We start from the raw sequence: 20968 nt of genomic DNA on the forward strand, positions 1-20968 counted from the left end.
TAAATAAGTATAGAACTTGGAGATGAAACATTTTTTGCGATACGCTTTTTTATCGATCCTATTTCTGCTTCCGCTTCTTGCCGGACAGAGCATCCGGGCACAAGCTATCAAGACAAACATTCCGCTCACGCTAACCGGCAATCCCAATATCGGGTTCGAATGGTCTGTCGGAAGGCAAATGACCGTAAACGCGGATGTGTTATGGGCACCTTACCTTTTTAAAAAGAACGAAGAGGTCTTTCGGACATTAATAGCAAGTGTCGATTTCAGGTATTACCTCAATCCCAGGTATTATTATACGAATGACTTGTGGGATGGTTTTTATGTGGGTCCGTACGCCATGTGGGGAAACTTCAATATCGGCCTGAAAAACAAAGACGAAAATAAAACCAGCTATCGCCACAAAGGATGGGGAGTATCCAGCGGAGTTACCTGCGGATATAAATTCTACATATCCAGCCGCTTTAGACTCGATATTAACTTGGGTGCGGGTTATACCCATCTGCAATACGATAAGTTTCAGTTGGGAGGGGAGTATGCCGATTTCCCGCTCGAGATAAAGAAAACAAAAAGTTATGTTGGACCTACCAAGTTTGGTGTGCATATAGTTTACAATATTTTTAAGTAAAATAGATATGTATAAGCATGATATAAAAGTGTCTGTTCGTTCTGTCCTGGCCGCGCTCTTTCTGGTCTTTTTCACCTCTATAGCCCACGCGCAAGATGAAAAAATGATAGCGGAAGGAGACCGAAGAGCCAGAGGTATCGAAGCTAAAGCCGATCGAAGATTCGCACAGCAGGATTTCGATAAAGCCATGCAAATCTATGAGACGGCATTCAAGGACAATATTCAATTGAGCCCGTCTTATTCGGCGACATTGCATCTGAAAACCGCCCGCCTTTACTTAACCTTACTCGAATACGCATTGGCAATACCTCACTACGATGCCGCCATGGCTTTGAACGACGATTTGTTTAAAGCATCCGATATATGCAATTACCTCGATGCGTTACGCTATTCGGGTTCGAAGATGAAAGCAATAGGGATCGCCCGAAAATATGCTTATCGCGACGCTTATCATTCCGACCGGCGTTACCAAAATATTTTGCATGCGCTCAATTACGAAGACGGATTTTTGCCTATCGGCACTCCCGAATTCAATGTGCGTGCGCTGGAAGAAGTGAATACGGTCAACTCCGAGTTCTGGATCGGCGAAGTACAGGACGAATATTTCTATGCTGCGAGTAACAGCCGTTTTCACGATCCTTACAAGAAATTTTACCACCGCACCCAATATTTCCCGTTGATCTCGCAGGGGAAGAGTCAGCTGCTTGACAGGATTCCCCGAGCCATGCAAAACGGAGCGCTCTCCCTTTCGAACGATTTGTCGAATATGATCATCACCGGCGTTTATTACGAACGGGGAGGAAGTATCGGCATAACCGACGAGGGCATCAACACTTTTCAAACAAAACTGTATTCCTCCCGCTACAATTCCAGACGAAAGGGCTGGTCATCGTTTACGGAAGTTTTTCCCGGCAAGGAGAACTATTCCTATTCGCATCCTTTTCTGTTTAATAACGACCGGTCGTTTTTGTTCGCTTCCGATAGGACGGGAGGATTCGGAGGATATGATATATACGTTGTCCATTGGGATGATGAAAAAAACGACTGGGGATTGCCTGTAAATTTGGGGGCCTACATTAATACGGCAGGAGATGAAATTACACCTTCTATCTTTCAGAATTCGCTCATTTTTGCCTCCAACGGCCACACCGGATTCGGAGGATATGACCTCTATAGTACAGAATATGTGGACGGAGAGATTACCGTAGGAAGTTTAGTCCATTTCAGCTATCCGATCAATACCGTCTCAAACGACTTCAATATGGTTCGGATCGATGAAAACAGCGGTTATATTATTTCCGACCGTAATCTGTCAAATAAAGACGATGTTTATTATTTTGACCGTAATCGCAGTTTCGGCACGGCAAGTATGTCTTTCGGCGGTGTGTCCGGCAATCAGTTATTCTTTGCAAACCTGTTTAAATTCCCGGCAAAAGATCAAACTTCGGGCGTACCTCGTGTGGAAGAATTACCTCAACACACGTTTACCGAGCCGGTGTTAAGCGTATTCTTCGATTTTGACTCTTTCGACCTGAACGGAAAAGCTTTACAACAACTCGACGATTGGATTTCGCGCGCCGATCTCACTCGTGTAGAATCTTTTCTAATCGAGGGATATGCCGATGAGTTCGGAGAAGAAAAATATAATTTGGAATTATCTGAAAAAAGAGCGAATAGGGTCGAAAACTATTTGAATTCGTCCGGTATAAAGACCCATATGAAAACCATCGGGAGGGGCATGATACCCCTATTGGACGATTTAGAGGGAGACGTATCCTTGAATAATCCGGAGTCAACAGTATGGGATAAGCCTGTATGGTTGACAAAAGATGCAAGACGTGTAGATATAATAGCAACAATCAAATAAAAAAGAAATAAAGGAATGAACTACAAAAAGAATGTGATCAGAATAGCGTTTTCGGCGATTCTATTTCTGTTTCTCTGCGGAAATGCCAAAGCGCAGTATATGCCGGTGGTTTACGACAGAACGTACGGCAACGATATGGTATACCAACACACCTGCCCTGTTTCGGAAGGCGAAGTAGCTCTTGTGGGGAACAGTGACCGTCAAACGACCGTTACGTGGGTGAAAAGAGACGGCGAGATTCTATTTTCCCAAGCCCTCCCTAAAAGGTTCAACATCGTAAATAATGTATACCATATAGGCGAGAGAAAACTACTTATCATAGGACAATCACAAAATTGGTCGTCCCGTAAATCCGAAAAAAACAGTTGTGGAAGAGCGGTTATCATAGACTATACGGGAACCGTATTGAACGATGTTTACACCGGGAATAACGGCAGCGAACTCTTTTGCGGCGGCCAACTGAAAGACGGAAACCTTATGTTGGGCGGATACGAACAAAATGCTGCTGGCGTGCGTCTGGGAATGTTAACAAAGATTGATAAAGCAGGACAGGAAATTTATAAGTATGTCTCCGAAGAGAGCGGCCCATGCATTGGATTTGAAGTATTGGGCAGTATGACCGAGTATGTGCATGCCGCGTTCACCTCGGCCGAAAATACGGTTTCTTCGATTGCGAGCCTCGACAGCAAAGGGAAAGTGGTATTCGTTACGAAATTCCCCGACGCAGGGTTTGCCATCAATAAGATGATCACAGCCCCGGATGATTTTCTCTTCCTTATCGGGAACAGTTATATGGGCGACGGACGAGTCATCAAGATACGGCCGGAAGGCGATATCGTATTCAGTAAGGAAATCGTTCCCGCGTCAGCCAATACGACGATCGATCATCTGTTTGTGACAAACAACGGCAACTTACTGGTCGGAGGCAACGGAGGCGACGGAAAAAGTTACTATTCTCTTTTACGAAACGACGGAACAGACCTGCAAAAATATGTCGTATCCGGTTCTATTTCGGGTATGGGTATCAATCCCGTTACGGGCGAATCGGTTATCGCCGGTTTCGACAATGAACGTGCACGGGGAACCATAACCGGTTTGGCAAAAGACGGGCGTCAGACTTATCAGAAGTCGACAGACGGTAATTTCGATAGAGTACAAGTGACATCCAATGGAATTTTTCTGGCAGAAAGCCTCTCCGGGCGCGTTTGCATGTTATCTCCTGCAGGCGAATTATTGTTCGACCGGCATGCAACGGAAGAGAGTAGTGCGACCAATTTCGAAGAAGTTTTGTTTGTCTCTAACGGAGATATTCTTTTTAAAGGGATAAAAAACAGGTTGGTAAAAATGAGCCATGGATTATATGTATCCGATGTAAAAATCAATAAACCCGTCGACGGATACATCACCGCGCTTTTCAGCGTAACGCTCACCGGATTCCCCACTTCAGAACAGGGAACCCCCATGCCGGTACACGTCGACTTTTTCACAAAGGACGGAACGGCGAATCAAAGGGAAAATTATGGTCCTGTGAAGGGAAGCCTGTCTTTCATACCATCCAGCGACGGAGCCGGACGCTATATGATTAAACAAGACATCGAAGTGCCCATCAAAACGAACAATCTGCTCGAAGGGCGAAAGATGTTCGAGGTGAATCTGGCCAATGTCGATCAGAGTTATATCGTAAAGCCGATCGGCGTGGGAACCATAGAAGATCAGGAAGTATTGGTCAAACTGGTCAACACGCAGAACGGACTGGAAGGAGAAAGGGACATCGTGTATGAGCTGGGGATTTTTAAAACCAACGGTCAAAAATTAATCAATGCCACCGGATCCGATATTATCGTAGAAGGCAATTACGGCAGAGGCACCGCCGATAAGTTGGACTTCGATATGGGTGTGGCGCCGAGGCTTGTTATCGGGAAAGGCGCTTCCGGCGGCAAGTTTAATGTGAATACGCTGACCGACGCCCGTTATGAGCTACCTAAAACAGTAGTGGTTGATTTCAACAAGATACTCGCTATTAATGACGCATCCGTCGGTTTTGAAGGCTCCATCCTCAGTTGCCGGGGATTGATTATCGATCAGCCGGCTGCGGTGGCCATCACTTCGTTAGGCGATCATGGGCGGATGAATAATATTGTTTCGGGATTCTTCAAACTATCCCTGTTGCGTGCATCCGACGGGCAGCCCTTGACCAATGCCACCGGCGGAGATATCGGCATCGCCTGTTCCATTCTTGCCCAGACAACGGCTGAGGAAGGAAAAGATTTCGTCCTTACCAATATGCATAACTTAAGAGTATTGGGCGACGGAGAGCGTAGCGCCGTCAATCTAGACGGTATCGTATTGTTCAATCGCGACAGTTCGGGAGCGAAAAAGATAGTCATCGGGATCGACTCTATCACCAAACCCGACAACGCACCCGATATCATTGTATCACCGAAAGCGGCGTCAGCCGAATTTTCGATTGTTGAATAGAAGTTAGCAGAAGTTGTCTCGATAATAGTTCTTTCTTATTCATAACCTTTGTGAATCCTATGAGTTCCTTTGTGTCATGCAAAGGAGTTCATAGGAGAAACAAAGACTTTTAGAGATGTTTTAAAACGCGTTCTTTATCCGTTTTCGATCTTGTATAAAGTTTTTTTCGATTGAAGCATTCATGAATTTTCGTATATAGTTAAAAAGATGAACAAAACCGGTAAATATATTGCATATTTGTTTTTTAGCCTGTTTACATTCTTGGCTTTCATGGCCTCCTGCACGGCGGAAAATGAACCTGAGAAGCTGATTTCTCCGGGCGATAAGATTTCGTTGTCTATATCTTTTCATTCTGCACAACAGACCAAGACTCAAAACGGACTGAGGGGAACGGAAATCGACTTAGAAGGCGAAAAGAAAATTTATAGCCTGGCGGTATTCATTTTCAAATCGGGAACGAATGAGTTAGATGGGAAAAAAATCATCAACCGCGAGTTAAGCGGTGCAGCAGACGATCAAAATAGAAAAGATTATAAGGAAGTATCCGAAATGAAGGATATTGAACTTACTGCCGGCATGCGGGATATCTATATCATTGCAAATGCTCCGGATAACCATTTCGACGGTGTCAATAATTGGACTTCTTTTACGACGAGTACAGAGTTATTAGGTGAGCAAAAAACATACGGTTCAAAGATAGACGACGGTACTTCCGGAGAAACTCCTATCGGAGGCGAGGTGCCGGAAGAGAAATACACCAACTTGGTAATGACTCAGTCGTTTAAGAATCTACCGCTGAATAGTGGTGCTGAGAAGCACTATCTGGGCTACACAGAGAATGGAGGAATACCCTCAGCCGATAGTCCCGGTACACCGCTTCTCGATGGTGATAAAAAACCGATAAAAGTTGAGTTGGTGCGCTTGGTGGCAAGGGTAGCTATCCAAAAAATAAGTTTTAATCTTCCTAAGTCGTATGAATTTGAAACGGGGAAACCTACAAGCAATTTCAACCACTATATTGATGGAGTTTTTATGCTGAATGCAAAAAACATTTCATCGTATTTCCCGGATGAATTTAGTACATCGGATGGAAACTTCGGGCAAGGAAACACAGAGGGGTATAATTTTCTGGTAGATAAAACAACTAACATAAGTGCTAATGCAGTACTTGCAGACTACTTGTATAAGCCGCTTAGCTTCCCTGAATACGACATAATTAATAATCAAGTTCCTTTATGGTTCTACGCTTTTGAGAATAATCAAAGTGAAAATTACCCTACCGGCTTTGTGATTGGTGTGAAATATCAATATATAAATCCGAACGAGACGGATATACAAGAATTAAAAGCATATTACCTGCTTTCCATTAATCGAGAAGGAATAAAAAATGGGAAGGGTCATGATTTTATCAAACGAAATAACCAATATGGTCTCAATGTAACGATAAAAGGAGTTGGAAATCTTATTGCGGGATATTCTACAAAAAGCGCTTCGCTTCGTACGGCGGATATTCTTTCGGCGCAAGAGGACGCGGGAGTATTGGAAATAGAAGAAACGGTCGGGCCGAATCTGTTCCCATGGACAGGCGATATATATAAATAATCAGAAGATGATGAACAAAAGGATATTCAACATACGAGCACTTCATTCTTATGCGATAGTCGCATTACTGTTTATTGTAGCGTTCTCTTCGTGCAACGACAGTAATTCTCCCGATGAAACTCGTGAAGAAGCTGCGGTATCATTTCAACTGAGGGCGGCTTCCGAAGATTATTTAAATAATACCTCCATTTATCGCTTCGATACAAGTAACAAGTTTGTAGAGAAAATGCTGAATGTTCAGCGAGAAAATAATACGCTTTCCACCTATACCGCAGTAGGTACATGGAATCTGGTATTATTGACCTGCAATGAGAATATCTCGGACAATATCATTGTGCCGTCGCCGAAAGCATCGTATACTGAACCGATGTGGCGGACGAAAGATGTCGGAAACTTTTTATCTCAAACTCCTGAACTTCGGTATGTATCATTGCCGAATGTGGTAATAACGAAAGATAATGTCACCAAACTTAGCACGCTATTATATCGAAATGTGGCGAAAATACAGGTGATATTGAAAAAATACGACGGTTTCGATAAGATTAAAGAGGGAAAAAATACGAATGCGTATGCAGAACTGTTGGATGTACCGACCACCTTGAATTGGGACGGCAATTTATATCCGAATAAGACCTCTCCGGATCTTTCAGAAAAACCATTGAGGGAAGATTTCAAATTTAATAATAGCGGCGTGGCTGACACGGTGAATTTTATTGTTCCTGCTCATCGAGGCGATGACGCATTCAAAATCGACGAAGACGGGATATTAGTACAGAATTCAGCAACAGTAGATACTACGACACACAAATTGAAGTTGCGTGTTTCTATGCCGTTAAGCGGTCAGGCGTATTTTGGAAAAAGTAAAGAAGGCATTGAGATTCCGTATGTTCCGAAAGTGAACAGTATTATACAAGTGAATGTAACATTTTACGGCAAAACATCGATGGATATTAAGATCGATGTAAAACCTTGGGAGGATTGGATTATTCAAGAGGAAACATTCGAATGAGTTACTGCAATTGGGAGATCGTTCCAAATGACGCTCTCGGTAAATACATAAGTAAAAAAAGAAACGATTATGAATCTATCATATACAAAAAATAGGAGTTGTACAAAACGTTCCGTTCTACATAGAATACTGTTTGTAGGATTGTTCATTCTTTGTTCTTTATCGATATATGCCCAAGACTCCGATAATACCGAGTTTTGGTTCGTTGCCCCCGACGCGTCGAACGCGCATGATGATCGTCCTACGTTTTTGATGATTACCGCAGGTGATAAACCTACTATGGTTACTATCAGTATGCCTCGAAATAAATCTTTTAAAGAAGCTTTTTCGCTTCACACAGATACTACACGTTCATTAAAAGCAAACGAATATTGGAAATTTGAGTTTAACAGCGACAATATAGATATTATAGAAAATGATTACACCTCTTCCGGTACCGTTACAAAAAAAGGGATATATATCAAGTCTGATGAGCCAATATCTGTTTACTATCAAATTGATGGGCACGAAAACCACCAAAAGGAAATATTCACGCTCAAAGGAAAAAAAGCATTGGGAGAAGAATTTTATATGCCCTTTCAAACAAAATATAATGTTAGTCCGACCTATAGCGTTGATGCTTTTCGACAGATACAGATTGTAGCAACCGAAGATAATACAGTCGTTACAATTGAGCCCAAGGGAAAATTGGCTTCCAACAATGGATTCATTGATAGTAATAGCAATTTACCAGATCGACAACAAACGCTAATGAAAGGACAAACTCTTTTGTGGAGAGCGTATGAGAGAACTACTGAAGGTTTAACAGGAACAAAAATTACATCTACATCCGGTAAACCGATTGCCGTTACTTGGTTTGAAGATTGTCTTCAAGGAACCAATTCTGCGGGCGGATTTTCAGGAAATATTGATCCGATTGGTGACCAACTCGTTCCTGTAAAGAACTTAGGAAAAAACTATATTCTAGTTAAGGGGTATTCAAATGGTAATAATTCTGTGAATGATCATGTTGGAGTGCTGGCTGTGACAAACAATACCGAGGTATATCTGGATAATGTTAAGATAGAAACATTACAAGCCGGTGAATATTGGTCTAAGGATTTAGGCAAAGGAATTGAGGGTCAACAGGGTTATTATGTAAAAGCCAGCCATCCGGTCTATTGTATTCATCAATCCGCCGGAGGAGCGGAAATAGGAGGGTCTTTATTGCCCAGTTTATATTCCATATCGGGACGCCGTATCACTTTTATAAAGGGGACATTGACGGATTATAATACGATATTTTTGGTGTTCAGAGAATCGGCTAAAGACGGATTTAAAATTAATAATAAAACATTCAGCGATTTAGTGGCAGAGAAAATTATCAGTTATAGTCCCCAGAAAATAGGCTTCGAAACATGGATGTATGCTAAAGTGGATATTAAAAACGTTACTCCATTGGAAGGAAGTGTTTGTGTGGTAGAAAATAACGCAGGCTCTTTTTCTTTAGGTTATTTTAATGGAAGCAGCGGTGGCACTTGTTTATATGGATACTTTTCAGCATTCGGGACTTTTTCTTTTAAGAGTGATGTCATAAATCACTGTAAAGACAGTTATGAATTTGATGCGCCTTATGCTTTAACCTATAAATGGACATTACCTGATGGTACAACCTCTACGACTTCAAATTTAACGGCGACAAAAAGTGGAATATATAAATTATGGGTAGACCAAGATCCTTATGAAATAGAGGATGAAACGCATCTTAAACTGCAAAACTTCAATAATTACGCACTTAACTCTCCGAAACAACTGCTTCTAAATAAATCCTACAATTTCTCGATTCAATTGGATCACAGCGATCTGGATAATATCTTTAATGCTTCATACGATTGGAATTTCGGTGACGGAGCTGTTACTACGCCAACTGAGAATCCGAATATAGTAAACGTATATTATACAACCGTTGGAGATAAAGAAATTACATTAAAAGTAACGAATGAGGATGCTGTAGATTGCTCTACCGAGATTAAGGTTCCTGTAAAAATTGAAACGCAGGATGGAAGGGTGATGTATTGGAAATCCGATGCGAGAAACCACAATTGGAATGATGAAAATAACTGGGTGGTAAAAGATGGGGAAGGAAAAATCATAGCTGATATATCGGTTGTACCCTCAGCCAAAACAAAGGTATATTTACCGGGAAATGCAGAAGAGTATCCATCTCTTGATGAATGGAATACTGACTGGAGGTATTACGGGCAACCGGAGGCGAGGGATATCGTTTTCCAATATGGTAGCCAACTTCATTATCAACATAAATTGAAATATGAGAACGCTTATATCCAATACAACTGGGGGTATTACGGAAATGATAAAAATGTTGGACAACCTCTACATTGGCAAGATGGTCAGAAATTGTTTCGTGACACGTGGCATATATTGGCGGCACCGTTAAAAGGTATGGCGTCGGGCGATTTTTCCCTGACAGGACGTCCGTTCTCTTGGCAGAAAAAATTCCAAACAACCACACTGCAAGACGGTGTGATTGAAGGCGGGTTTTTTCCGGCGTTCGCCGATAACGCAGTTCCACTTGCGAAAAATAATAATGCGATCGCGGTAAAAATGGCCGAATACAATACTCAAACCGGTTATCAAGATCAAGCCTATTTGGAAAACTTAAAAGGCGTAATCGAAATTCCATATTTTGAGAATAGTTCGAAAGCTGCATCTTATCCCGGCCACAGCTATGATGCTTTATCGGAGATAAGTAATTTCTACTATTTCGATACGAAGACATTGAAACTTCTTAACTCCCCGGTACACGCGATGAAGCGAGGGGATGAAGCTTACCGCTTTGTGTATGAAACGGAGCATAATCAACTTCCCGCTGATAACACCTATAAAATGTCCCTGAATCCGAAAAGTATCAGCGATTCGGGTGAAGTAATGGTTGGGAATCCGTTTCTTTCGCCTATCCATGCTTGGGGGTTTTATCAAGCCAATAATGAAGTGATTGATCATGATGCTGGATTCAAACTGTTATCGGAAGACGGCTTACAATGGGTACAGAAGTTTTTTACGGAGAACGAAATGATTCCTGCTTGGAAGGCGTTTATTGTTACATTAAAAAACGATCTTTCCGGTAAATCTTCTTCTAAACAAGCTTCATCTATGCGGGATGCATCCGCTGCCGTGTTGTCATTTCCTTTGGAGACGTCCCCCGTACCTACGTATACGCTCCTTTCTGCTTCGACAACACGTGCTTCGTCTATTGAGCATAGTATGGGGAGTTCCCTTTATATGGGCATTCTGAAAGAGAATGTCCTCTCGGGCGATAAAGCGATATTGCAAGATGAACAGAATACTTCATTTTCCGAGATCCTGAAAATGATTCAGCCTGAAGGGCATGCAACGCCCGAAGTCTTCTTTATCGATTCAGAGGAAGGAACTTCAAACTTGATTCAAAATTACAGGCAGGGACAAAACGAAGTGGCTATTGGTGTAAAGACATCCGATGTGCATTCGCGACTATCGCTCCAATTCAAAAATGTACCGATGTTTACCGCTACCACCGGCGCCAAAGCTGTTTTGGTTGATAAGTACTTAAATATAAAACAAGATCTTGCCCGCAGTGCGACGTATGGGTTTACCCAACGCGCTACAGGATTGGACAAACAATCGGTCGATAAAACCCGCTTTGTGTTGCAATTGGGCAACGAAACAACCGTTCAAGAGGATTCTGAAAATGGAATTCATGTATTTTACCGTTCGGGAGTATTGCAAATCTCCTCGGATGAAACTATCGACGCCGTTGCGGTATATGATTCGCAGGGACGACTGGTTTATTCGGCCCATTCGATCGGTCGTACCGAATATACGTATTCCATCTCGTTAAAAGGAGGAATCTTTGTCGTTCAGGTAAAAACGGCTTCAGGAAAATCGAAAGCAGAGAAGATAACGGGTTATTGATCATTTTGCCGTGTAGTTATACGAACTACAGTCGAACGGCATAACACAATTTTTTATAATGAAGCGAATACGTTGGATATTCGTAACAGGCAAACTATAATCAAAAGGAAAGAGAAGTGAGTTTAGAAATTTCATATGCAAAGAGCCACAAGAGCTCAATAAATAGTATATATCTTAAAATATTACTAGTGGTTGTCCCTATTGTTTTTTCTTTCTCGGGTTATGCGGAGGATGAAAAAGGGTACACAGTTACCGTGCCTTCGCTGTTGATTCAGAATAAATCATACACATTTTCCGTTAATAAAAATAATCGACCTCCTGCAAATTGCTCATGGAATTTTGGCGAGGACGCCAATCCTTCAACGTCGGGTAAGTCTTCCGTAGAGGTCACCTATACAACTCCCGGCGTAAAAATAATAACATTAACGGTGAAGGATTCAAATAAAGACATCGCGATCGAAAAGCAGGTGTTTGTCAGCGAGCAACCTGATAACGTTGAAGATGTTGGTTGTTATGTGAACCCTGAGACAACTAATTGGCAACCCGCTGAAAAGGGAAAAAGTGAGGAAGCTACAGGAGAAGATAAAGTGCATATCCTGGCCCAACCGTTCGTAGGAGACATCGATGGCGATGAAAAATCGGAAGTTGTGACTTCAAACAAAACTACTTCGGGGACTTATACGCATTCCAATAAAATATTGATTTTCGATAACGAATTAAAGTTGAAGAAAAGCATATCAACGCCGAGTATGTATAGTAATTCGGCTACTCCCATTGTTTTGCTAAGACTCAAACCTACGGATACGCATGCGTTGATTATTATCGCGACTGATGGGGAGGATAAGGATAATAACCTTAAATATAAACTTCAGGCATATAAGTCCGACGGTACATTAGTGTGGACTTCTAATGCATCGATTTTTAATGATAAAACCACCTCCGTAAAAGATGCGTCGATCAGTTTGGTGGCGGGCGATATCAATAACGACGGAATACCGGAGATTTTGGCCGGCGACCGTATTTTTAATGCTTCGAACGGTAAATTGGTGGCCAGCCTGCTCGTGGGTGGCAGAGGATACCGGTTCTTGAATACTCAGAATCCGATGTATATGCCAGCATTAGCAGATATGAATAACGACGGACGTTTGGAAGTGGTAACCGGCAATACTGTATATAAGGTGACGATCAATGATCCTGATGATGCTTCAAAAAACACAGTTGTTATATTATCTCAAGCTACAGGAGTGGATGACGGTTTTGTTTCGGTAGCCGATATTGATAGGAACGGACAATTAGACGTAGTGGTGATCAAGAACGGAAACGAGTCTTCTACCGGATTCCCGATATTAACGGTATGGAACGGAGCAACGGGTAACATCATTGCCGGTCCGGCATCTCCGTCTGTAAAAGCAGGAGGTGGCTCCCGTGTGTTTATCGGGAATGTGGATGAAGATGCGCATCCCGAATTATTTTTTTCTTATATAAACCAACTCGTCCGTTTTGATTATGATGGCAATGCTGTAAATGTCAAAGATAGGCTCAAACAAACATGGAATGTGATAACAAGCGATGCGTCGGGAGGAACGACCTTATCGATGTTCGATTTTGACCAGGACGGGAAAGCCGAATTGGTCTATAGAGATATGACCGACTTACGCATTATTGAAGGGACAGACGGCAGTAATCGGAAAACATTTCCTTGTTTTTCCGCCACCCACTCCGAGTATCCGATAGTCGTCGACTTTAACCGGGATGGTCATGCAGACATCTTGGTTTCGGGAGCGGTAAAAGATCAAACATACGCAGATGTCCGCCTCTATTGGTTCTCCGGAGAAAAAAATGATTGGGCGCCAGCCCGTACAGTATGGAACCAACACGGGTATAATGCCGTACACGTAAATGAAGACCTGACGATCCCCAAGTATCAGTTGAATCCGGCAATGACGTTCGCGGGGCCAGACCAGGTGCTAGGCACAGCGGACGATGTATATCCTTACAATGGTTTCCTGCAGCAACAAACATCATTGAGTGGCGACGGCGTGCCTTTTTATAAGGCTCCGAGAGCGGATTTTCTGGAACCCGAGAGTGTCGTCTACGATTACAATGCCGATACGGATGTGTTGCATATTACCAACGTCAAGGTGAAAAATAGCGGCGACGCCGTTCTCCCTAAACCGATGAAGATTACAGTGTATAAAGAAAAAGTGGAAGCGCCTGCCATCATTTACACGCATGACTACGACAAGGACATTGCGATTGGAGAGACCATAATGCTCAATTTCGATATTCCGAATTTCAAGAAGTGGTTGCCGGCGGAAGGACTGATCATCCGTGTCAACGATGCCGGTAACGGAGGATCGTTTCACCGGGTGTGTGATGATAAAAACGTGGAAAATACAACCGATGCGTTTATGTACATTCCGCTCGGTAAGCTGGCATGGGCAGACGGTTATCGTAAATGTGAAGGTGGAGAGGTATTATTTCAAGCGGATGAAAAACTTCACAACGATAAGGTGACATTCAGTTGGCGAACCCCTACCCCTGCATCCAAAGAGTTTTCTACCGAAAAAGAAGCAACGCTCACAGACCTGAAATTGAGTGATGCGGGGCGATATGTGTTTCAGGCGAAAGTAAATAACCAGTTGAATATCACGGCTACGTTGCCTTATTTGTCTGTGGCACCGGCCGTGATGTATTGGAGAACCGATGCCGAAAACAGCAATTGGAATAATAGAAACAATTGGGCAAAAAGTGCGACAATGGGAGATAATATATCAGCCGTTCCTGCGCCATGTACGCGGGTCGTTCTTCCGGGAAGTGAGAAAACAAAGGTATATCCTTCATTAAGCGATAAGAATACCGACCGATCGCTTTACGGAGAGCCCGAAGCGGATGAGATCGTTTTCCACTATGGCAGCCAACTGCATTATCAACATAAACTGAAATACAACAGAGCGTTTATTCAGTATAACTGGGGATATTATAAGAGTGATACTCCGACAACACATTGGGAAGAGGGTCGGCAATTATCGCGTAATACATGGCATATATTGGCTGCACCGTTAAAGAAGATGGCTTCGGGAGATTTTTCTCTGGCAGGGCGTCCTTTCTCGTGGCAAAGTCAGTTTCAGAAAGTCACTAATCCTGGTGGATTAGTGGAAGTAGGCGATTTGTCTAAGTCTTTTCCGGAGAACAATATAGATCTTGTAGAGAACAATAACGCCATTGCGGTGAAAATGGCGGGATATCAATCCGGTAAAACAGGTTATAAAAATCAGGAAAATCTGGATGGATTAAAAGGTGTTCTTGAAATTCCCTATTTCGAAAACAAAGATTATCCCGGGCACAACTACGATGCCTTGTCAAAAAAGAGCTCTTTCTATTATTTCGATACGAAGACGTTGAAACTGCTTAACTCTCCTGTGGGCTCAATGGAGCGGAGTAATGAGGCTTATCGCTTCATATACGAAACAAAGAATGTGGCGACAGGAAAGTATGAACTGCCCGCAGACAATATCTATAAAATGACTGTGCATGCTGTAGGGGAAACAAAAGAGATAATGATTGGCAATCCGTTTTTAGCAGATATAGATGCCAAAGCTTTTGCCTACGAAAATTCAAATACGATAATTAGAGATCAAGGTTATAAATTGTTGTCGGATGATGGAACATGGAAGCAACATAAATTCGATGAGAGTAGTCCTATTATTCCTGCCTGGAAAGCGTTTATCGTTACGTTAAACTCACCGGGAGCATCGACCGTATCCTTTCCTTTGACAGCGACGAATACGCGTTCCGCTTCGACGACGGCGCGCGCATCTTACGCGGGAGCTGTTGGCAACAGTCTGTCTTTGCAACTGCTGAAAGAGGGTGCCGCCTCCGGCGATGCCGCCGTATTACAAAATAATCAAGACGGAAATTCGCCGGAAGTACGGAAAATGATTCTGCCGGAAGGGCATGCAACGCCGGAAGTCTTCTTTATCGATTCGGAAAAAGACGCTGCAAACCTGATCCAACATTATACGCCGGGACAAAAAGAGGTGACGATCGGCGTGAAAACATCCGACACCCGCTCGCGTTTGTCGCTCGAGTTCGGGAATATACCCGCGTTTATCGCGTCCACCGGGGCAAAAGCTATCCTAAAAGACACGTATTTGAATATAAAGCAAGATATCGCTCGCAATCCGGTGTATACGTTTACACAACGGGCTTCGGGGCTGGATAAACAATCGGTCGATAAAAATCGCTTTGTCTTGCAACTGACTAACGAAACCGTTCGGAAAAATGATGCTGACGAAGGAATAAACATCCTTTACCGTTCGGGAATATTAAAAATCACGTCAGACGAAAATATAGGAGCTATCTATATATATGATTCTCAAGGACGCTTGGTGCATTCGGCACATTCGGTCAATTTCACCGAATATACACACCGGGTATCCTTACGCGGAGGAATCTTCTTGATTCAAGTAAGAACGATTTCAGGAAAATTAAAAGTAGAAAAGATAAATGGATTGTCAATCACGCTATCGGCTCATACCCGATTTTCATCTTACCCGACCGATATGGATAATTTTATTAATAAATGAAATATGAAAAATAGATTTATTTTACTGATAGTTGGCGCATTATTTACCACCCTTTGTTATTCGGGAGGTATGCCGGATAAGCAAAAGAATAAAAAAGAAAGTTCAAAACAGAAAATTCAAGTGGAAGAATTCGAAGACCGGAATACCGGTTGCAAAATACGGTATGAATATTACAAGGATGCGAACGGTAAAAAAGTCAAACACGGAAAATTTACCCGGAAATGGTCCATGGAGAAAACCGAGCGGAGTTTGTGGTCGGGTTCGGAGAATGTTACCGCAACATTCGCCCACGATAAAATAAACGGGCCCGTCGTGATCAATTGCGAAAAGTTCAAGTGGAAAAGAAAAAGCGAATTTATAAAAGGGAAAGGAAGGAAGATCACGTTCGTTCCGTCAGAAGCGTATGTAGCTCATAATTTACGGCTGGAAGTTAAAAATGATACCCTCGCCGGTTCATTTAATTTTGCATTGGGCAACTACAAATACGAAGCCCTGGGATCGGTCAACGAAATGGGCGAAATGAAAGGCAAATATACGCTCTACCGATTGAAAGAATCGGACGACCTCTTGAGAGATTTAAAGAAAGGCGAACAGAATTGGAGTATTGTGGAACAATATTTATGCGATCCGGATTATACCTACCAAGATGCCACGCCCAAAATCACAGAAGTACAGTTAGGGTATCCCGGGACTTCAAGGGGGGAGCATTTACATATAAAGATACCTCGTCTACGATTGAGCATGAATTCACTGTAAAATAAACGTATAAAACCTCTTTTTTAGATAAGAAATCAAAATATGAAAAAAAAAATCCCGTTTAATTTTAGTCTGCTGTTTTTTATATTAGCGTTGGCTTTTATCATTTTTATTCTCGTATCGTGTTCGCCGAAGAAAAATTATCGGAAATTGGATATCGAGCGTCTGTTTATGCAAACCACGACTCCGGAGATCGCCTTTCCGGGTTCCTTCGGAGGCTTGGAAGGACAGGATGGCTCACGATCGGTATCGGAAGAAATCACGTTTTCAGAGTCATCCGGTGATCTTGGAAAAGACGAAGTCCTTGCCGATGAAACCAATGCGGTTGACAGTACTAAGACATACCGGTTATTTAATGTGGTTGTGAAAGCAAAGTCAAATTTTGCGACAGAAAGAGATGGAAAGGTGCATGTGGATTTCGATATTATCGCCCCGATAGATGTAATCGACCCGAATTGGCGGTTAACGCTGGCTCCTTTCTTGATAGACGGAGACAGCATCACTCCGCTGGATACCGTCTTGGTTACGGGTGAAGGGTTCAGGGACAAGCAGCAGGGCGATTACGAGGCGTATCAGGATTTCCTTAATACGATCGTGGATCCGTCAGCATACGATTCGTTATTTATTGACTGGAAAGGCCTTAACAAGGAAATTCTGAAAGTCCAAAGGCGCAACTACACGGATTACAGGCGCAATTACGACTTGATGATGGACTATGCGAATTGGAGGAAAATGAATGAAATGGAATTTCTTCGGATGGAAGCGATCGCCAGAAGGCATAAAAGATATGTACAGAACCGCTATTGGCGTAAATCGGAGAAAAAAGCATTGAAGCAGTTGGAAAACGATACCGATACGCTGGGTATTTACGGCAAGTATATGGATAAATACGAAAAAGATTATATTGACTACCTTAAAAGGCAATTTTCGCTGGCATGGCTCGACTCGATCAGTCCCGATATAAATATCCACAATCAGAAAGACAGCATTATGAGACGGAGCCATATTCCAAGGAAATACAGGGATATTCATAAAAAAGGATTAACCTTACGGGATCTGAAAGCGAAAGCGTTTACGAAAGAAGATTCGGTAAAAATAGCGAAACATCATTATTTGATTGATGAAATCGTTCTCAATGATATGAATATCGAGCGGAAAAATGAAATATTCAATGAAGTGGTCGAGTTCCCTCTCCGCAATGAGATGGCCGGATTACGACTGGATACGGTTATTACGGCGGAAGATGATTTTATTTATGGCTATAAACAACCGTGGAAGATTGATAAGGGAACCAAAAAGTTAGGAGTCGTCTTAGCCGGAATGGTGGAAGGTATCGACAAATCGACTTTCGTGTTTCCGCTGACCGACACCCTCACCTACTTCATCGCCTCCTTGTCGCAATTGGCGGACGAATCGCTGATAACGGAACGAAAAATGCTTCATAAAAACATGGTGGATAAGCAAAGCGTTTATCCGGATTACCGGACGAATAAATCGTATCGGTTCAAAGATATTAAAAATCCGGAGATCTTCGATAAAATATTCGAAGCCTACCAGACCTATAATAAGGAAACGGATTTGTTTGTCGACAGCGTATCGATTCGCGGATATACCGACCTGACGGGATTGTGGCATGAAAACTACGAACTGGCGGAAAACCGCGCCAAAGAGGTTGCCGATTACTTTAAACAGAAGGGGGTGAAAATGCCTGTCGCCAAAGCTGCCGGCGAAGACTGGTCTACGTTGGCACAGGAAGTACAAAAACATAAAAGCCTGCTGCATCGCGAAGAGATATTGGATACCCTCACCCATGCGGTATTTCCCGACATGACCGAAGAGAACATAAAAGCGCTGTTTCCGGATGATTATAAAATCATGAAAGACGAGATATTTCCTAAGCTCCGCCGTTTCGACGTGATTCTCCATGTCAATCGCCACGATATAGAAAAAAGCACGATGAAGGAAACCTATCGTGAGGATTACGCCGAGGGAATAAAGTTGTTGAAAGAGAAGGAGTATATGCCTGCTCTGGAGAAGCTGGCCAAATACGGCGACTATAATACGGCATTGGCATTAGTTTGTTTAGGATATAACGATAAAGCGCAAGAAGTATTGGAGTCGTTGCCTGAAACCGGTAAAAACGAATACTTACTGGCCATTGTCAAAGCAAGAAAGCAAAAGACGACGGAGGCCGCAAAGCATCTTCAAAAAGCCTGCCAACTCAATCCGGATTTATATTATCGCACCCGATTGGATTCGGAAGTGAAAGAATTGGCCGATCAACAGAATTTATGGGATACGCTTAATAATTAATTGGAGGTTAGAGATTGGAGATTGGAGACAATGACGAATGACGAATGACAAATGACAAATGACAAATAAGGTCTAAGACCGGTGACCTGATGACTGATGACCGGAAACTAAAGACTAAAGACTAAAAACTAAAAACTAAAATAATGATGAAAGCAATTAGATATTTATGTATTGCCACGTGTTTATTCACGTCTTTAAATGGCTTTGGGCAGCATGCGCCCGAAGCGATAACGTCGGAATGGGAAATCATTTCCCAGGGAAAATTACAGAAAAAACCTCGATTCAAAGATCCGATGATTACGGTAAGATTCATTTATGAGAACGGCTCGCAATTTATGAACCTGTCTTTGAAATATATGTTTACCGATGCCGTATTCGAAGAAGCTGTACCGGTAGAATATTTAAAGAATGAGCGGCTTGAAGTCGAGACGGAAGGCAGTAAATACGAATTAAGAGCGGCCCGGTATGCAAAAGCGCGCAGAATGAACACGGTGGCGCAGAAAATTGCCGATATGAGGGTCGTGTTCGGGGGCGATCTTTCGTTCCTGTCGAATAAATTAGTGAAAAAATTTGTCGTGCACTTTGCACAAGGTTATCAGAACATCGATGTCAATCCTCAGGAAGCCGCTTTATTGAAAAAATCTTATGCCAATTTCTTATCGCTTATTCCCGAGCCGGCGCCAGGGACAAAAAAACAAGGCGGTCAACAACAAGGAAAGCCGCTACCCTCGCCTCGTGGCCAAGTTCAGGGAGATCATAAAGACGATCACAAAGTCGACGATACACAACAGGCTACTCCTAAGAAAAAAGCCTCTATCGAAGAGTTGCGGAAACGGGCTAAAAATTGGAATAAATAATATCAGTGACGACGGCATCATTCATTCAAGTCAAAACGTAAATAAATTTAAATTCTTTTTTCTAAAGAGCAAGGGCGCCCCCAAAGCGCCTTTGTTCTTTTAGTGTGCCGGGCATAATGAGGTATGCCGGAAGCAGTGAAGGAATTTAGACATATCGGCAGCTTCTTGGCAGTCGCGGACATCCAAAACAGAGTTCTCAATGAATACATCGCCGATATGGCGAATGCCAACCGTCGACGGTACGCATGGCCGTCACCAGACGCAGAAATACTGTCTGAAAACGGAATTGTTCGTATATCTGTAAAAAAATAATTGGATATCCGATAAAGAAATTCTAACTTTGCTCGATTAATGAACAATAAGTGGAATATGATAACAACATTGAAACAAGGGGAAAGCAAAATAAAAATGAGGCAACTCATAGAGGCTTTAGCTAAAAACAGAAAACCAAAGCACATCGATGTCCATTCTTATTGCGGGAAAATAAAACTAAAAGAAGACCCGCTTTCTATTCAAAGAAAAATGAGAGATGAATGGGATTAAAATTTTGCTGGACAGTAGGAGTTACTCAGCTATAAAGGATTTACAAATGAAGAAGAGATACATGTGCGTAACTTCCTCTCGGAGTGCAGAAGCATCGACATTGACAATGACATAAAGACTGAGGTCATATACCTCCGTCGGAAATTCGGCAACAAGCTTCCCGACAGTATTATAGCCGCCACGTCTATTTGCATGGACATTCCTTTGATTACCGCAGACCATGACTTTAAGAAAATAGAGAAATTACAACTCATCTTCTACGAAAAAATAAAGTAAATCACGATTGCCCCAACAAATCATTTTACATAAAAATAACCTGCAAAAAAGAAGTCAGGTTTCTTATCAAAGTCTCAAGAAACAAACGAGGTTCTTTGA

The 20968-nt window shown here is 42.5% G+C and carries 12 protein-coding genes; all 12 read left to right on the forward strand.

Annotated elements, in window-relative coordinates; all coding sequences use genetic code 11:
- The first annotated feature begins 22 nt into the window (after nucleotides 1-22).
- The 12 genes from ABNK31_RS13455 to ABNK31_RS13510 all read left to right on the forward strand — a co-directional run bounded on the left by ABNK31_RS13455 (nucleotide 23) and on the right by ABNK31_RS13510 (nucleotide 20869).
- Nucleotides 23-628 (forward strand): DUF3575 domain-containing protein, encoded by a 606-nt coding sequence (locus ABNK31_RS13455; RefSeq protein ID WP_321579679.1) that lies wholly within the window; start codon nucleotides 23-25, stop codon nucleotides 626-628.
- Nucleotides 629-635: 7 nt separating this feature from the next.
- Nucleotides 636-2495, forward strand: coding sequence for an OmpA family protein (locus ABNK31_RS13460; RefSeq protein WP_418893011.1), 1860 nt, complete (start codon nucleotides 636-638; stop codon nucleotides 2493-2495).
- Nucleotides 2496-2510: 15 nt separating this feature from the next.
- The gene (locus ABNK31_RS13465; protein ID WP_418893012.1) at nucleotides 2511-4973 is read left to right on the forward strand and encodes a hypothetical protein; all 2463 of its coding nucleotides are present in this window, start codon (nucleotides 2511-2513) and stop codon (nucleotides 4971-4973) included.
- Between the two features lie 207 nt (nucleotides 4974-5180).
- Nucleotides 5181-6575: a fimbrial protein gene (locus tag ABNK31_RS13470; RefSeq protein WP_418893013.1), complete on the forward strand. Its 1395-nt coding sequence runs from the start codon at nucleotides 5181-5183 to the stop codon at nucleotides 6573-6575.
- A 7-nt stretch (nucleotides 6576-6582) separates the two neighbouring features.
- Nucleotides 6583-7584 (forward strand): FimB/Mfa2 family fimbrial subunit, encoded by a 1002-nt coding sequence (locus tag ABNK31_RS13475; RefSeq protein ID WP_321579680.1) that lies wholly within the window; start codon nucleotides 6583-6585, stop codon nucleotides 7582-7584.
- Nucleotides 7585-7653: 69 nt separating this feature from the next.
- Nucleotides 7654-11535, forward strand: a complete 3882-nt coding sequence (locus ABNK31_RS13480; protein ID WP_418893014.1) for a PKD domain-containing protein — start codon at nucleotides 7654-7656, stop codon at nucleotides 11533-11535.
- Nucleotides 11536-11963: 428 nt separating this feature from the next.
- Nucleotides 11964-16124, forward strand: coding sequence for a hypothetical protein (locus ABNK31_RS13485; RefSeq protein ID WP_418893015.1), 4161 nt, complete (start codon nucleotides 11964-11966; stop codon nucleotides 16122-16124).
- A gap of 3 nt (nucleotides 16125-16127) precedes the next feature.
- Entirely contained in the window at nucleotides 16128-16880 is a 753-nt protein-coding gene (locus ABNK31_RS13490; RefSeq protein ID WP_418893016.1) for a hypothetical protein, read from the forward strand.
- 42 nt (nucleotides 16881-16922) lie between these two features.
- Entirely contained in the window at nucleotides 16923-19193 is a 2271-nt protein-coding gene (locus tag ABNK31_RS13495) for a hypothetical protein (protein WP_321579705.1), read from the forward strand.
- A 143-nt stretch (nucleotides 19194-19336) separates the two neighbouring features.
- On the forward strand, nucleotides 19337-20050 hold the full coding sequence (locus tag ABNK31_RS13500) for a hypothetical protein (protein ID WP_418893017.1): 714 nt from the start codon (nucleotides 19337-19339) through the stop codon (nucleotides 20048-20050).
- Nucleotides 20051-20419: 369 nt separating this feature from the next.
- Nucleotides 20420-20593: a hypothetical protein gene (locus tag ABNK31_RS13505; RefSeq protein WP_418893018.1), complete on the forward strand. Its 174-nt coding sequence runs from the start codon at nucleotides 20420-20422 to the stop codon at nucleotides 20591-20593.
- Nucleotides 20594-20656: 63 nt separating this feature from the next.
- A complete protein-coding gene (locus ABNK31_RS13510) occupies nucleotides 20657-20869 on the forward strand; it encodes a PIN domain-containing protein (RefSeq protein ID WP_418893019.1) in 213 nt (70 codons plus the stop codon).
- Nucleotides 20870-20968 lie beyond the last annotated feature (99 nt).

The organism is Limibacterium fermenti (assembly GCF_041902845.1).
Classification (GTDB): Bacteria; Bacteroidota; Bacteroidia; order Bacteroidales; family Dysgonomonadaceae; genus Limibacterium; species Limibacterium fermenti.

Bases quoted from the DNA above. Each gene is read 5' to 3' on its own strand.
- ABNK31_RS13490 (WP_418893016.1), top strand. From the start codon at position 16,128: ATGAAAAATAGATTTATTTTACTGATAGTTGGCGCATTATTTACCACC.
- ABNK31_RS13475 (WP_321579680.1), top strand. From the start codon at position 6,583: ATGATGAACAAAAGGATATTCAACATACGAGCACTTCATTCTTATGCG.
- ABNK31_RS13495 (WP_321579705.1), top strand. From the start codon at position 16,923: ATGAAAAAAAAAATCCCGTTTAATTTTAGTCTGCTGTTTTTTATATTA.
- ABNK31_RS13505 (WP_418893018.1), top strand. From the start codon at position 20,420: ATGATAACAACATTGAAACAAGGGGAAAGCAAAATAAAAATGAGGCAA.
- ABNK31_RS13480 (WP_418893014.1), top strand. From the start codon at position 7,654: ATGAATCTATCATATACAAAAAATAGGAGTTGTACAAAACGTTCCGTT.
- ABNK31_RS13460 (WP_418893011.1), top strand. From the start codon at position 636: ATGTATAAGCATGATATAAAAGTGTCTGTTCGTTCTGTCCTGGCCGCG.
- ABNK31_RS13500 (WP_418893017.1), top strand. From the start codon at position 19,337: ATGATGAAAGCAATTAGATATTTATGTATTGCCACGTGTTTATTCACG.
- ABNK31_RS13455 (WP_321579679.1), top strand. From the start codon at position 23: ATGAAACATTTTTTGCGATACGCTTTTTTATCGATCCTATTTCTGCTT.
- ABNK31_RS13470 (WP_418893013.1), top strand. From the start codon at position 5,181: ATGAACAAAACCGGTAAATATATTGCATATTTGTTTTTTAGCCTGTTT.
- ABNK31_RS13465 (WP_418893012.1), top strand. From the start codon at position 2,511: ATGAACTACAAAAAGAATGTGATCAGAATAGCGTTTTCGGCGATTCTA.